The 14,551-nt window shown below is 45.3% G+C and carries 14 protein-coding genes and 1 pseudogene; 14 read left to right on the top strand and 1 reads right to left on the bottom strand.

From position 1 onward, the window contains the following. From AB4263_RS09750 to AB4263_RS09730, 5 genes and pseudogenes are all read left to right on the top strand, one after another. The coding region (locus AB4263_RS09750) for a hypothetical protein (RefSeq protein ID WP_372098151.1) at positions 1 to 247 on the top strand (247 nt) is incomplete at its 5' end. A 214-nt stretch (positions 248 to 461) separates the two neighbouring features. Continuing rightward, positions 462 to 671 (top strand): DUF3283 family protein, encoded by a 210-nt coding sequence (locus AB4263_RS09745; protein ID WP_008216860.1) that lies wholly within the window; start codon positions 462 to 464, stop codon positions 669 to 671. 96 nt (positions 672 to 767) lie between these two features. Beyond that, complete coding sequence (locus AB4263_RS09740) at positions 768 to 1,484, top strand: YebC/PmpR family DNA-binding transcriptional regulator (protein ID WP_010432326.1); 717 nt, start codon at positions 768 to 770, stop codon at positions 1,482 to 1,484. Between the two features lie 161 nt (positions 1,485 to 1,645). Continuing rightward, positions 1,646 to 1,810, top strand: a pseudogene (locus AB4263_RS09735) (LysR family transcriptional regulator); the annotation flags it as partial. A gap of 12 nt (positions 1,811 to 1,822) precedes the next feature. Next, on the top strand, positions 1,823 to 2,698 hold the full coding sequence (locus AB4263_RS09730) for an NAD(P)-dependent oxidoreductase (RefSeq protein WP_372098150.1): 876 nt from the start codon (positions 1,823 to 1,825) through the stop codon (positions 2,696 to 2,698). Positions 2,699 to 2,888: 190 nt separating this feature from the next. On the opposite strand, the gene AB4263_RS09725 is transcribed toward AB4263_RS09730, so the two are convergent. Next, positions 2,889 to 3,569, bottom strand: coding sequence for a hypothetical protein (locus AB4263_RS09725; protein WP_372098149.1), 681 nt, complete (start codon positions 3,567 to 3,569; stop codon positions 2,889 to 2,891). A gap of 356 nt (positions 3,570 to 3,925) precedes the next feature. Between AB4263_RS09725 and AB4263_RS09720 the strand changes: the two genes are divergently transcribed. From AB4263_RS09720 to AB4263_RS09680, 9 genes are all read left to right on the top strand, one after another. Next, positions 3,926 to 4,606 carry a hypothetical protein gene (locus tag AB4263_RS09720; RefSeq protein ID WP_102320952.1) on the top strand — a complete coding sequence of 227 codons (681 nt, stop codon included), beginning with the start codon at positions 3,926 to 3,928 and terminating at the stop codon, positions 4,604 to 4,606. Between the two features lie 46 nt (positions 4,607 to 4,652). Then, positions 4,653 to 5,351 (top strand): ABC transporter ATP-binding protein, encoded by a 699-nt coding sequence (locus tag AB4263_RS09715; protein ID WP_372098148.1) that lies wholly within the window; start codon positions 4,653 to 4,655, stop codon positions 5,349 to 5,351. Beyond that, positions 5,339 to 6,637, top strand: coding sequence for an ABC transporter permease (locus AB4263_RS09710; RefSeq protein ID WP_372098147.1), 1,299 nt, complete (start codon positions 5,339 to 5,341; stop codon positions 6,635 to 6,637). Before AB4263_RS09715 ends, AB4263_RS09710 begins: the two co-directional genes overlap by 13 nt. Next, the gene (locus AB4263_RS09705) at positions 6,630 to 7,412 is read left to right on the top strand and encodes an outer membrane lipoprotein-sorting protein (protein WP_017065102.1); all 783 of its coding nucleotides are present in this window, start codon (positions 6,630 to 6,632) and stop codon (positions 7,410 to 7,412) included. Before AB4263_RS09710 ends, AB4263_RS09705 begins: the two co-directional genes overlap by 8 nt. Before the next feature lie 9 nt (positions 7,413 to 7,421). Next, positions 7,422 to 8,714, top strand: coding sequence for a hypothetical protein (locus tag AB4263_RS09700; protein WP_372098146.1), 1,293 nt, complete (start codon positions 7,422 to 7,424; stop codon positions 8,712 to 8,714). Continuing rightward, positions 8,714 to 9,748: a sensor histidine kinase gene (locus tag AB4263_RS09695; RefSeq protein ID WP_372098145.1), complete on the top strand. Its 1,035-nt coding sequence runs from the start codon at positions 8,714 to 8,716 to the stop codon at positions 9,746 to 9,748. The genes AB4263_RS09700 and AB4263_RS09695 overlap by 1 nt, the downstream gene beginning before the upstream one ends. A gap of 72 nt (positions 9,749 to 9,820) precedes the next feature. Continuing rightward, on the top strand, positions 9,821 to 10,669 hold the full coding sequence (locus tag AB4263_RS09690) for a LytTR family DNA-binding domain-containing protein (RefSeq protein WP_017066907.1): 849 nt from the start codon (positions 9,821 to 9,823) through the stop codon (positions 10,667 to 10,669). A gap of 239 nt (positions 10,670 to 10,908) precedes the next feature. Further along, positions 10,909 to 13,689, top strand: coding sequence for a M16 family metallopeptidase (locus AB4263_RS09685; RefSeq protein WP_372098144.1), 2,781 nt, complete (start codon positions 10,909 to 10,911; stop codon positions 13,687 to 13,689). Positions 13,690 to 13,988: 299 nt separating this feature from the next. Beyond that, on the top strand, positions 13,989 to 14,453 hold the full coding sequence (locus tag AB4263_RS09680; RefSeq protein ID WP_102428119.1) for a hypothetical protein: 465 nt from the start codon (positions 13,989 to 13,991) through the stop codon (positions 14,451 to 14,453). The last annotated feature ends 98 nt before the right edge of the window (positions 14,454 to 14,551 follow it).

Below are 14,551 nucleotides of genomic sequence, written 5' to 3'. Positions count from 1 at the left end.
AAGTGCGATCCCGCCCTGGACAGAACATAAAGACAATTTTGGTAATAGCGTCTACCTCTACCCAATCCCCCCTGAGGCAATTCATAGCGTTTATATAGGAGCTAGAGCATCTTCCGAAATTAAGAGAAAAATTCAACTCGCAATCAGAACAAATAATTTAGATTGCAAAATTTATTTAGGTGATTTGTCTGAAACTGAATACAAAGTAGATTTTTCGGAAGTTGAGCTTAAAGATTTGATAAATTGATACAGTATTTAAAATGTTCCGGGGCTTACTGTGAGCCTTTTATTGGCAAATAACTCGCGGTAACACTTTTCCCAACTCCCCTTAGCTTGACCTGCATCAGTGACTTGCTTGGTTTCGGGTCTCATAAACCCTTTCTGTTACTCATAGTATTGGTTTTATGAGGCTGCTCTATGATATATTTCTCGGCCAAGTGTATTACAGACGAAGGCTAGCAATGTCTATCAACCTTTCACTCCTTCCACCCAGCGAGAAAAATAAAATCGAACTGGATAAGCAAGCATCGTTTCTTGTATGGAAACTGAAGCAAGCGAAATGTGGCCCTGAAGCCATTGTTGAAGAAGCAATGAAGCTAGGTGACCCAGATGAAAAGGTGTGGTTTGAACAGTCTGTAGAAAAATACAAACGGGTAATGGGTGTCGCATAAACGCAGACAAACCTTGCCCAGAAGTGCTGTAGAATTGAAATGACACAGTAATTTGCTAGAATTTGCACCGTTAATTGAATCAGAGAGAAGATCCCGATGGGAAGAAGTTTTGAAGTGCGCAAGGCCTCAATGGCGAAAACTGCAGGCGCAAAAATTAAAGTTTATTCTAAATACGGTAAAGAGATTTACGTACTGGCTAAGAACGGCAGCTCTGACCCAGACATGAACCTACCTCTTAAGCACCTGATTGCTAAAGCGAAGAAAGACCAAGTACCAGCACACGTTATCGAAAAAGCGATCGATAAAGCGAACGGCGGCGGCGGTGAAGACTTCCAACCAGCTCGCTACGAAGGTTTTGGCCCAGGTGGCACAAGCGTAATCGTTGACTGTCTAACTGACAACGGCAACCGTACTTTCCAAGACGTTCGCCAATGTTTCGTTAAGACTGGCGCGAAAATCGGTGTTGAAGGTACTGTTTCTCACATGTTCGCTCACCAAGCTGTATTCCAGTTCAAAGGCGAAGATGACGAGATCATCCTAGAAACGCTTATGATGGAAGACGTAGACGTGACTGACGTTGAGCTAGAAGACGGTGTAATCACTGTATTCGCTCCAACGACTGAGTTCTTCAAAACGAAGACTGCACTAAACACTGCGTTCCCAGAGCTAACGCTAGACGTTGAGGAAATCACTTTCGTTCCTCAAACAACTACGCCAGTAGCTGAAGAAGATTCTGAGAAATTCCAGAAGTTCTTAGACATGCTTGATGACTGTGATGACGTTCAGCAGGTTTACCACAACGCTGAGCTGTAATCTTTACAGTAACAAAAGTTATTAAAAAACCGAGCCTAGTGCTCGGTTTTTTTATGAACGTTATACCTGATTTTCCTTGATCATCGTTCCATAATGTACGGCTGACAAAGCGTTCTCTGGTCGCGATTTATCGCTGAACTTCATTATATTGTTCGTCTTATCCCGACATGAATCTGATTTAAGTACTCCCTGAGTATCATCGGGGTGATCGCCAAGCGTATTTAGTGTACAAAGAAAGAAAATATCAGCCAAAGGCTTTGACCCTGCTTATTGATGCACTGATTGAGAGTGTTCGATCTTTTCATAGCGATGGTTTGGTCAAATAAAAGGAGAAAGAAATGAAAGTAAGTTTTATCGGGCTAGGCGTTATGGGTTTCCCAATGGCAGGCCATCTAGTCAAAGCCGGTTTTGAAGTAACGGTATTTAACCGCACTCACAGTAAAGCGCTAGACTGGGCTGATAAACACCAAGGTAAAGCGGCAGAATCTGTGGCTGAATGTGTAGCGGAAGCTGACGTGGTATTGGTTTGTGTGGGCAACGATGACGACGTACGCAGCATGGCAACCAGCGAAACAGGCGCATTGGCAGCGATGAAGCCAAACGCGATTCTTGTCGATCACACTACAACGTCTGCAGTTCTGTCTGAAGAGCTTGAAGTGGCAGCGAAGCAAGCCGGTATTCGCTTTATGGATGCACCTGTATCTGGTGGCCAAGCGGGCGCAGAAAATGGCGTGCTAACCATCATGTGTGGTGGCGAACAAGCGCTTTTCAACGACCTTCAACCTGTGTTCGAAGCTTACGGTAAGTCGTCAGTTCTTATGGGTAAAGTCGGCCAAGGCCAACGCGCGAAAATGGTTAACCAGATCTGCATTGCAGGAGTGTTGAATGGCTTATCTGAAGGCTTAGTGCTTGCTGAAAAATCAGGTTTGGATATCCCAACTCTGGTTGATTGCCTTAAAAACGGCGCTGCTGGCTCATGGCAGATGGAAAACCGTGCTACCACAATGGCACAAGACAAGTTCGATTTTGGCTTTGCAATTGATTGGATGATCAAAGACTTAGGTTTCTGTCTAGATGAAGCTGAGCGCCAAGGCATCCAGCTTCCACTGACTGAAAAGACCAACAACGCCTACAAGGCACTGTCTGCCGAAGGACAAGGCCGCATGGATACATCAGTATTGATGAAAGCCGTGGTTGAAGAGACAAAGAAGTAGAAAGCTAGAAGTAATAGAAGCTTCGCTTGGATAATTAAAAATAGCCGCTGATTAGCGGCTATTTTTGTTTGGTTTGAACTCTTTTAAACGTATTGAATTTTCTGTTTGATTCCTAATTCAGCAATCTATGAATTATCAATGGGACGAAAATCGTTAAAATAGATGTCCCAAATTGATGATTTAAATGAGTTTATTCACCTTTATCGATTTGCTCTTTCTGAACTTGATTGGCTTTCTGTTTAACTGCTGATGCTTTCTCTTCGGTTGCTTTCTTGATTTGAGTTGATTTTTCAACGGCTTTTTCTGAGGCTTTTGAAGAGTAGTGTTTCAAGATTACATCTAATGCCTCGAAGCGAGGGTGAAGTTTGTAACCTACAAACATAAAAATGTTTAACGAAATGAAGCCAAGTAGTAAGGCGACAATGCCAATATTTGCGCTTTGTAGAGCTAATTCAATGATCTGTCCCAGTTCACCACCACGACGCCCCCCCATCATTTGCGCCATTTCATTTAAATCACCGATGGCTTGAAACAAGTGGTAATAAAGATACGCTAATGACACTGCACCAATGCCTTTTGCTACGATTTTTGGTAAGCCAAGAGCGCAGGATGCTGAGCCTACAATCATTAGTAAGACTATAGTGAACCCGTAGACATCTAAACCTGTAATTGATTCAGACACTCCCCACATTTTGATAGTAATTGCAGGTAAGAAAGACCCAATTGCAACGAGACCATATGATGCAGTTCCAAGTTTGTTTAGAACTTTTGGCGTTTGAGTTTCGTTAGCATTAACTGTTGTTGCTTCCATGATATTGATAAATCCATAACTAATTTGATATAAACATTGAACCATTTCAATGCGCAACAAGATTGTATTAACTTTGTCTCGTATTTTAAAGCTGTAAGTGGTTATGCGAATGATTTATTTCAACAATTACTCATCGATCTCCTGAATCACCGTTTCTATTCCGAAGATTACAAAAACGATACATAGCTCCAATGTATCAGGTATGTTTATGTCTACCCAGTATGAATAATTAGTAAATATGGGTTGTGCAAAATAAGCACGACTTTTACTGAAATACAATAACTGAATCCTATATCCCCACTCACACCGCCTCTCAACCATTCACTCCTCATTATTACCATTCGTCGCATTGGTAAAACTGCGCGACAAATTCTAGTTAACCTTTCAACGTCAACATTTGAAAGGGATTAGAAATTATGACTACTTCACACTCATTTAATTCAGGCTCTACCGCTTCTCTGCTTAAGCGTTCATTACTGATTGCACTTGTTTCATTCGCACCCACTTTGGTGCAGGCCAACCCGAGTTCAGACGTGCTCGATATCTATAACCAAGCCGCGCAAGGCAATGAAGATTTGGTTGAGGTGGCGTATGAACGCCTTAACGAAACCTTACAACAAGACGGAGCGACACCACTGACCTTGGTTTACCTCGGAAGCACAGAAACCCTGATGGGGCGTGATGCGTTCTTACCTTGGAACAAGATGAAGTATGTGGAGAAAGGCTTATCAACCATTGATAAATCACTGGTGCTGCTAAAAGACGAAGACCAACCGATTCATGAGCAACCTCGTGTTCAAGGGCTGCCAGATTCTTACTTAACTCGCGCAATGGCCGCGGTGACTTACACCTCGCTACCAGACATGTTTAACCATTTTGATCGTGGTTATGACCTGTTCCTCGCGTTACTCGCGGAAGATGATTTCCAACAGCAACATTTCGCTGCGACATCGTGGATTTACCGTTACGCCATTACTGCATCGATTCGTGCTGAGGACTTCGAGCAAGCACAGGTGTGGCTTGAAAAGATGGAAAACACCGATGCTGGCAACATCGAAACGATGACTGCGAAGGCCCTAATAGCGAAAGCGAAATAAAGGGCATGGAAGCTAAACAGTTGGTTAGTAATCAGAGGAAAACGGGATGATTGAATTTAAAGATATCGGCAAAGCATATGTCACAGGCGGTCAACGTGTTGATGCATTAAACGGGGTCGATGGCCATATCCAGCGCGGTGAAATGGTGGCGTTGTGTGGCCCGTCGGGTTCTGGAAAAAGCACACTTTTGAATATTCTTGGTTTGTTGGATATGAGCTATCGAGGACAGATCAATATTGATGGCCAACCGTATCCGACAGAGCAAATCACCGCTGCACGCTTTCGCCGTCAGTCGTTGGGTTTTGTATTTCAGCGCTTCAATCTGGTTCCAGTGATGACGGCACTTGAGAACGTGGCCTACCCATTGATGTTGAACCAATGTTCGAAACAAGAACAGCAGACCAGAGCACAAGAGATGTTGGAGCGTGTTGGGCTAGGCGAATATGTACATCATCGCCCAGACAATCTTTCAGGCGGCCAGCAGCAACGTGTCGCGATAGCCAGAGCGCTAATCCACAACCCAAGCTTAGTCATTGCCGATGAGCCGACCGCTAGCTTAGACAGTCACACCGCCAACCTTGTGATCGACATTATGAAAGAGCTCGGCCATGAAATGGGCACCACCTTTATTGTCGCAACGCATGACCCAAGAATGGCGCAGCGTTGTGACCGAGTCATTGAACTTATCGATGGTCAACTGGCACTACAAGCCACAGCAATGGAGGCAATCTCATGGGCAAGTTAACACAAAGAATGAGCACTTTTTTGCTTCCTACCTCGGTGCGTTTGGCGTGGCTTAATTTATTGAGAAACGGTCGCCGTAGTCTGCTTTCGGTATTGATCATCGCAATTGCCGTATTTGCGCTGACCTCGGCTGGAGGTTATGGGCTTTATACCTATGAATCTCTGCGTGAATCGACCGCGCGCGATACTGGTCATCTTACTTTGAGTACGCCGGGATATTTTGAGCAAGATGAAGACATGCCGCTGAGCAATGGTCTAGACAATGTTCAAGCCCTAACCAAGAGCATTATTGGCGACAGCAATGTGCGTGGGGTGCAGCCGCGAGTCTATTTTAGTGGTTTGGTGTCTAACGGAAGCAAGTCGAGCATCTTTATGGGAACAGGCGTTAATGAGCGCGAGTTCGACATGAAAGGACCTTTCCTTGACGTGCGCAGCGGTCAAACTCTCTCTGATGTGAAATCTCCCAGATACGACAGCCAAGAGCCACAAGTGATGCTGGGAACTGACCTTGCTCGTAATCTCAAAGTTGCCGTTGGCGATTGGGTGACACTGCTCGCGACTACCAGTGACGGCGCATTGAACGCTTTTGATTTTAAGGTGCAGGGTATTTACTCGACAGGAGTGCCTGAGCTGGATAAGCGTCAGTTATACGTACACATCACCACTGCCCAAGAGCTTTTAGCGTCAGACAAAGTCAGTACCTTGTCGGTGTTTCTATTTGAAACAAGCAAGACCTCGACCGTTCAACAGCGTATCCAAACAGCTTTAGATCGAAATAGTGCGAGCCAAATCGATCAAGGCACAGAGATCGAGATCACCCCGTGGCAAGATCGCGCGTTTTTCTACACCAAGGTGAAAGATCTTTACGACCGTATCTTCGGCATCATGGGCGCGGTGATGGCATTGGTAGTGTTTGTGTCGCTGTTTAACACCATGACCATGTCGGTGACCGAGCGTACTCGTGAAATTGGCACCTTGTCGGCACTAGGCAGTTACCCGTCTGAAATCGTCGCAGGTTTCTTAAAAGAGGCGGGATTGTTGGCTGTGATTGGCAGCGCGATCGGCGCGTTAGTGAGTGGCTTCGTGTCGGTGTTATTGCTGGTGGTGGATATCCAAATGCCACCACCTCCCGGCAGAACCGAGGGTTACCCACTCAACATTTACTTCTCATTGGAATTAGTTGGTTACGCCACTTTAGGTGTGTTGACGATATGTTTGCTAGCTGCTTATTTTTCTGCTCGCAAAGGCGTGAATAAGCCAATCACGGAGGCGCTGGTTTATGTATAAATTTACTCGTTCACTCACTGTTTTAGGTTCTGTATTGGTTTTGGTTCTAGCATCGACACCAAGCTGGGCAGTCGATTCACAACAAGTCACAGAGATGATCGCCAAGGCGGATAGCTATCGCTTGAACAGCGAACAGGCGTCTAAAGTGGTTTCTCTGGTGGCGCTATATCAAGACGAGCAACTGGACAAAACCCGTGAATACAACGTCTACACAAGACCAAACCGAGAGTCGCTGGTCGTGTTCAAGTCGGCGGTCGAGGCGGGTCAAAAGATGCTGATGATAGAGGACAACTATTGGTTACTGATGCCGAAATCGCGCCGACCTATCCGAATCACACCAATGCAGAAACTCTTGGGTGAAGCTTCGGTAGGGGACATTTCGACGCTCACTTGGAGCGAAGATTACCAAGGTAAGTGGGTTGCCGAGCAACAGGTTGAGAGGTCGACTGGCGAGACACTCGATACTTATCATCTAAAGCTAACGGCGAAAACCAAGGGTGCCAGCTATCAATCGATTGATCTGTGGTTAACGGCAGACCGAGCGTTTCCTGTTAAAGCGGATCTGTATCTGCGTTCTGGAAAACTGGCCAAGCAAGCTTGGTTTACTGAAGGCGTGCGAGATGGCTTGCCAAGTGTAGTTTCGATGACTTTGCTCGATAAGATTCAACCAAGTAAGAAAACCGTGATTGAGTACCGCGAGGTAAGCGAACAAGCTTTAGCGGACAAATACTACAACCCTGCTTACTTATCACGTAATAGCGTGTCTGGGCTTTAGGTGGGTGCCATGAAAGCTTCTAGTCGTCGATTCCACATCAAGCCTTTAATCGTTACTTTCCTTGTGCTGCCTTGTATGAGTAATACGACTCAAGCGGACGATCTGAACCTAGCCTGGGACTGGCAATTGAGTGCTGAGGCCGTTGAATCGAGAGAGTCGCCATTTAACCCTTTCGTATCTGACAATCGCCAGTCACTCAATGGTTTTTTGGATCTTGAGGTTGGATATGGCAATTGGCTTGGCCTGTTTGCAATGAAAGCCAACGACATTTTGAGCAATGACCCACAGGGGAATGAGGCGAGCTTTGAATCGGAATTCATTGTGCGCGAGCTGTTTTGGCAAGGTGGTGTTGAACTGTCTAATTCAGCGTTCGGTGACCACTATCTTGATGTCACGCTTGGCAAGGTTCGTTTGGATTGGGGCGTGGGCTATGGCTATCGACCGTTAGACATCATCAAACCTTATCGACAAAACCCAGTGGGCATTGTCGCAGAAGAGGGCGCAGGTGTTGCCTCGGCGTCACTGTTCGATATGACGGGCGAATGGACACTGCTTTACAGCGATTCGTCATGGACTTCCCAAGACGTAAATGAATTCGAAAAGCAGAATCAGCAACAAGGCTTTGGGATACGTCGTTACAATCTGGTTGGCGACCACGAATATCAATGGATCGCTTATTACGACGATGTACGCCACGGCTTGCTTGGAGCGAGCTTGGTGTCGGTATTAAATCTCGCGTGGGAGTTTCACGGTTCGATGGTTTATCAGCGACAAAGTTTGGGTTACAGCCAGCCTAACTCACTGCATAAACCGGTTTATCTAGAAGAGCAGGGCGAGGCTTACCAAGCCTTACTCGGACTGATATGGGTCAACGAGACGGGCCACAATGTGGTACTGGAATACTGGTTTGATAGCCGCGCTTGGAGTGACTCTGAGTGGCAAAGCGCTTTAGAGAATGCGGAATCTTTGTCTCTTAATCCCATGACAATATCGTTGGCGGGCTCTTACGCTCAAGGCTATCAACACGCCAATTTGGTTCAACACAACCTCATGTTTCACTGGTCTTTGGACTCGACACATGGCTGGCTTGAAGATATCACGCCAACATTTGATGTCATGCTGTCTCCACAAGACGGCGGCTTTATTGCTACGCAGTGGCTCAATTATCAGGCTTTCGATAATGGCGATTCATCGTTGGAATTGGAACTTGCTGCACGCTTTCTAGGCGGTAAAAGTGATTCTGCTTACGCCAACTTACCGGATAGTCATATGATTCTTTTAAATATCAAAGGACGATTTTAATGGACACTTCTTCAAACAGTCGCTTTTCATGGATTAAAAGCTTCGCGTTCACTACGCTATTTTGCGTTCTTATTGCAATTACAACCAATACGATTTGGGGAGGCGGGTTTACGCTTAACTTGGCCATCAGCTTCGGCTTTGGCTACAGCGCAGTTGGCTCTTCGTTTGTGTTGGTTGAACTATTCAAAAGGAAATCAAAGGCATTTGATGTAGGGGTATCAATGGTGATTGCAATGACCCTTGGTACCTTGAATGCACACTATTGGTTGAACGGGTATTTCGGGGCTAATATCTCGGACCTTAAATCTGTAGTCTTGCTCGGTGTGATCTTCTGTTCGGTTTGCTATTACTATTTCTATACTCGGGAGCAGCAGTTACGTGCCGATAACGAATTGGAAGTGGCCAAGCGTCGTCAGGCCGACCAAGAAAAGGTGGTGGTGCTAAGCCAGCTTAAACAACTGCAAAGCCAAATTGAACCGCACTTCTTGTTCAACACGCTTGCGACCATCAATGTATTGATTGAGAGTGACAGCGCGAAAGCCAAGTTGATGCTCGAAAAACTGACTGACTTATTACGTGTAACTCTGAAAAACAGCCGCACCGAGCAATCGACCATCGCACAAGAGGTCGACTTGTTAGACGCTTATCTTAATATCCAAAAGATACGCTTGGGTGAGCGCTTAACGTTCTCGATTGAAATACACGAGATTAGCGATTTGCAGGTGATTCCACCGTTCTTGATTCAACCTTTGGTCGAGAATGCACTCACGCACGGCATCGAGCCCAAAGCCGCTGGTGGCCAAGTGAATATTCGTATTACTCAACAAGCACAGCAGCTAAAAATTGAAGTGGCTGATAATGGCGCTGGGTTGAAAACGCCTTCTGCGAATACGGGTCACGGTGTTGGGTTAAGCAATATTCGTCAAAGAATCGAAACCCTGTATGGTGATAAGGCGAGCCTAACGATTACTGAACACGCTGAAGGCGGGGTAGTCTCGACGATCTTGTTACCGTTGACTGAGGCAGCCGCCTAGAATTACAGATCAGAAAACACCGAACAGTGACGCAAAATAGACGATTTACAGTGTGAATTTAAAGGACTAACCATGAACAACCCAACAGTACAGCCGAGCGTAACGGCGATAATCGCAGACGATGAAGCACTGTTAAGGCACCACTTAGACAAGAGCCTTGCTGAGGTTTGGCCGGAGTTAGAAATCGTCAGTAAAGCACAAAACGGTTTGGAGGCGATGGAGAGTATTCAGCAGCTTAAGCCCGACGTGGCTTTTCTCGATATTCGTATGCCGGAACTGGATGGTATCTCTCTGGCGAAACAACTCAACAAGTTAGATTCACCGCCATTGATTGTGTTTATCACGGCTTATGACGAATACGCGGTCAAAGCTTTTGATCACAATGCGATGGACTACCTGCTTAAGCCAATCAATGAAGAGCGTTTACTGGCCACATGTCAGAAAGTGCAAGCGCGTCTGTCGAGCAATCAAACACAAACAGGTACCACGCCAGAACAGCCCGATATCACGGCGTTAATGGCTCAGCTTCAACAACTATCCCAGTCGACGTCACAGCAAACGCAGCCTCCTTATCTATCGGAGAAAAAGTATCTCACATGGCTCAAAGCCAGTGTCGGAGAAGACATTCACCTAATCGCCGTCGATGATGTCGCTTACTTCAAAGCAGAAGACAAGTACGTGTCTATATTTAAGAAGGGTCAAGGGGGATCGCTAGAGGAGTATATTCTTCGCGTGTCACTAAAAGAGTTGATAGCGCAACTCAATCCTGATGAGTTTTGGCAAATCCACCGTTCAGTGGTAGTGAAAGTTTCCGCCATTGATAAGGTGAAGAAAGGGCTCTCAGGTCAGATGTCGGCGTATGTGTCAGGGGAAAAGCTACCGATCAGCCGTGCCTCGCAAGCGTTGTTTAAGGGTATGTAGAGAACTGGCTGAAATTTATGTAGCTTATTGATTTTAAATAGATGTAGTTAGCGAGTCTAAAATCGATTTAATAGGCTCTTATCTAAATGCCTATTTAAATGAGCACAGCGATCTTACATAACGATTGGTGATTTATAAAATAAAGATCTAAATCACAAAGATACCCATCAAGTTCAATATTAAATAATAATCGTTAGCTCAATCTGTATATTGTCGATGAATGACATTAAGAGGTTGTTATGAAAACATATTATTTAGCGACGGCTCTATGCCTCACCTTAGTTGGCTGTAGCTCAACATCAAAAACTACCGAAACGCCAATCCAGCCGGATCCGGCATGGACTTCAGGCCAACTAGAAAATGGCCTTACTTATCATGTTTATCCAGAGCATGAAGAATCCGTATCTGTTCGTTTAATCGTGCACGCCGGTTCGATTCAAGAGACTTCTCAACAAGAAGGCTACGCGCACTTCTTGGAACACATGGCATTCAATGGCAGTAAAAACTTCTCTCAGAACGATGTGATTCGTCTATTCGAAGACGCAGGCGCTAGCTTTGGTGCTGATATTAATGCCTACACTTCTTATGAAGAGACGGTCTACCAGTTAGATTTGCCAGATAACATCCAATTGCAGTCTGCTTTGACGTGGATGCGTGACATTGGTGATGGCCTGGATCTATCAAGTTCAGAAGTCGAAAAAGAAAAAGGCGTGGTTCTTGGTGAGTTCCGTATGGCTCGCCTCGATGATAAGTCATTCGGAGATATATATTATGATTACTTCGTTGAAGGCGGCCCGTACGAATCGCAAGATGCATTAGGGACTAAATCGTCGATCGTGAATGCTACTCCTCAAGGCATCAGCAACTTTTATCAGACTTGGTATCAACCTCAAATAGTTGAGCTGGTCGTTTCTGGTGATGTGGACATCAAAACTGTGATTCCACTTATTGAAGAAAAGTTTTCTAGCTGGGAGCGTGGCGATACGCCGAGACCAGAGAAACAGAAAACGACCTCATTCAATGAAGATGATTATGTTGAGTACGCAGGAAGAGAAGCGCCAAGCATCACTCTGACGTTTAACCGAGGTTTAAATAGAGTTGAAAATCATGCTCAGCAGCATCAACGTTGGTTAGATGAAACCTCTCAACAGTTGATTCGACAACGATTAGAAGCAGTATTTAATGATGCCGCGCTGCCGACTCAATGGATAGCGTCTGATGGCTATCGAATGGGTGCTCTGCACTATTCGGCAATAAGTGTTGGGTTTCCGGCTGGAGACCGTGAAGTAATCCAACAAGATCTGCTTTCTACATTGGCGTCATTGCGTGATTTTGGTGTTTCGGAAACGGATATTGTTGGCGAACAGCACTACTACCAAGACTTGCTGGATAACATCGAGCATGACTGGGATAAAATGGATAGCGTTGAACACGCGAACTACAAAGCGAGTGCGTTAGTCACAGATCGAATCGTCCAATCACAGAAAGACTATCAAGTCAGCTTGGAAGCTTTCATCGCTAACTTGAGCCTTGAAGTGATTAACGACAACATCAAGAATCTACTTTCTGATGATTACTTTATTGTTATTGGGATGGATGACAATGAAGACAGAACAGCGGTCATTAACTCTCTAGATAGCTTAAAAGCCACGTATAGCGAGGCGGGAATTCCGCCGCTTGCGATAGGAACAGCGAGTGCTTTTGCTGTACCTAGCTCGCAAGGCGAGGTTGTACTTGCTGAACAAATGTCCGTAGACCCATATATCCAAAAGTGGACGTTGAGCAATGGTATCGACATGTGGTATCTGCGTGATTATGTGGCGGGTGATGATGTTGGGGTGATGTACATGAGCCTCGGTGGAAAAGCCGCTTTGGATCCGAGCCTTTACCCAGCGGTTGAGGTTGCGTTACCTACTTTCGCTCGAAGTGGTGTGGGTGAATTTACGGGTTCTGAGCTTTTAGCGTACTTTGATCGTGAAGATATTAGAGCTGATTCCTTTATTGGCAACACTCGCCATGGTGTTGAATTTAGTATTAACAAAGATGGGCTCAAAGATACGTTTGCTGCGCTTTATACCTTCATAACTGCGCCTAAAATTGTTCCCGAGCAGTTAGAGGCAGTGAAACAGGAGTTTGTACAAGGTCAAGAATCTTTCTTGAGCAGCCCTGTCGGTCAGTTTGAGCGCGCAAGAAACCAGAATATCTATCGTCAAGACAGTGGCCACCTCTTTGTTGATAAAGAACGTGTTGAAGCGGTTTCTGTGGAAGACGTCGCTAATCTTCATCAGCAATTGTTTGGTCAAATGAGGCATAACCAATTGGTGATCGTGGGTGACATCGACCCAAGTGAATTAAAGCCTTTGGTTGAGCAATACTTGGCTTCGATTCCATTAGAAAAAGCTGAGGTTCCTGAATTTAAGGTGGCTTACAAGCAGCCATCTGAATCACGCATTGATTTAGCGATCAACAATGTGAATAGTGCAGAGTACATCTTACGAGTCATCTCTGAACCTGAACCTGAAGCCGAAACCGACCAAGGCGTAACGGCAAAAGATATCTTCACGGAAAACTTGCTAGAACGACTGCTGGCGGCTCGTTTAGATGCTTATATTCGTGAAGAGTTGAGCTTAGATTACTCGCCATATACGTATTCATCATCCGCAGATAGTGAGCTGAGTGGTGAGTGGGTTATCGGGGCGATGGTAGCGCCGGAGAACGTTGACCAAGTTGAAGTGGCGATCGATAAAGTGATTGCAGACCTTCTACAAGGTGTCTCTGAAGAGGAAATGCACGCAGTCGTGAAACAGTTTGAAGCGGACTTCACGCCTCTCGAGACGAGCTCTATTGACCAAGCATGGTATCTGTCTCGTTATTTACTTCATGGTTACGATATCGAAGCTTTGTCTCAAGTTGAGCGAGTGGCGAGGTCGATTACTGCGGAAGACATGAATCAACTTGTCCAACGCATCTTTGGTGAAGATAGCCGTAAGGTTAAGAACATCATGCGTCCTAAAGCCTAAAGCCTAAAGCCTAAAGCCTAAAGCTTGAAACCAACAGAAAGAGACAACTCAAAGCCAAGCGAGCACCGCTTGGCTTTCTTGTTTTCCCACCATTCATAACGTCTATGCCTCACCTGTTGTTAAGCCGTTTTAGATCTATGTAAATCTAAATTTTGAGATCGCTTAATCGGTTGCATCGTATCATTTTCTAAAAAAATGTTTTAAATCAAGACAGCGTTTCATTTGTATTGTAGATTGACGATCTACGAGAATGTTGTTTGGATATTAGATTGCTTAAACTGGGTACCCGATTAGTCTTAATGTTGTTTTTACTGAGCTTTGGCTTTGTGAATTCTAACGGCTATTCGTTGCCTTCTAAGCCATTTCAAATATACTCGGCTCAAGAGCAATCTTCACAAAATGATCTTTGTAAACAAGCTGATACGGATAATCCGTCGAGCTACTTAGAGTGCGATAAGGCTCAGTTTGGCACAGTACCTTCTGGTGACAGTTCCAACTATCACGACACCGAATCAAGCCTTCAAGCAGCAAACTTCAGACGTATGCTCAGTAATGAGCAAGAAAGCGTGGCCGATCTTGAGCCTGCTTATCACCTACTGATCGACTTCTCTCCCCCTTCATTACTGGCTTCTCTGCTTTTCAACACACCATTGTTGGATTCCAAGCAGCACTGGACCAGCATTGTGAGTTCTCCGTCCTCCCGGCTTGCTGGGTGGAAAGAGGGCAACATCCAATACTCGCATTTCCGAGAACTTCTTAGCTAATCGTTTGACCCTAAATTGGTCGTATCGATGGTCACTTGTGCCCGTTGAACTCGCCAGTTAATCAAAACAAACATAGCGACATCAGCTTTAGCATCACT

The organism is Vibrio sp. 10N.261.55.C5, assembly GCF_041470505.1.
Taxonomy (GTDB): Bacteria; Pseudomonadota; Gammaproteobacteria; order Enterobacterales; family Vibrionaceae; genus Vibrio; species Vibrio crassostreae_C.
Note: the sequence above shows the minus strand (reverse complement) of the source record. Positions and strands in the feature narration are given on the sequence as shown.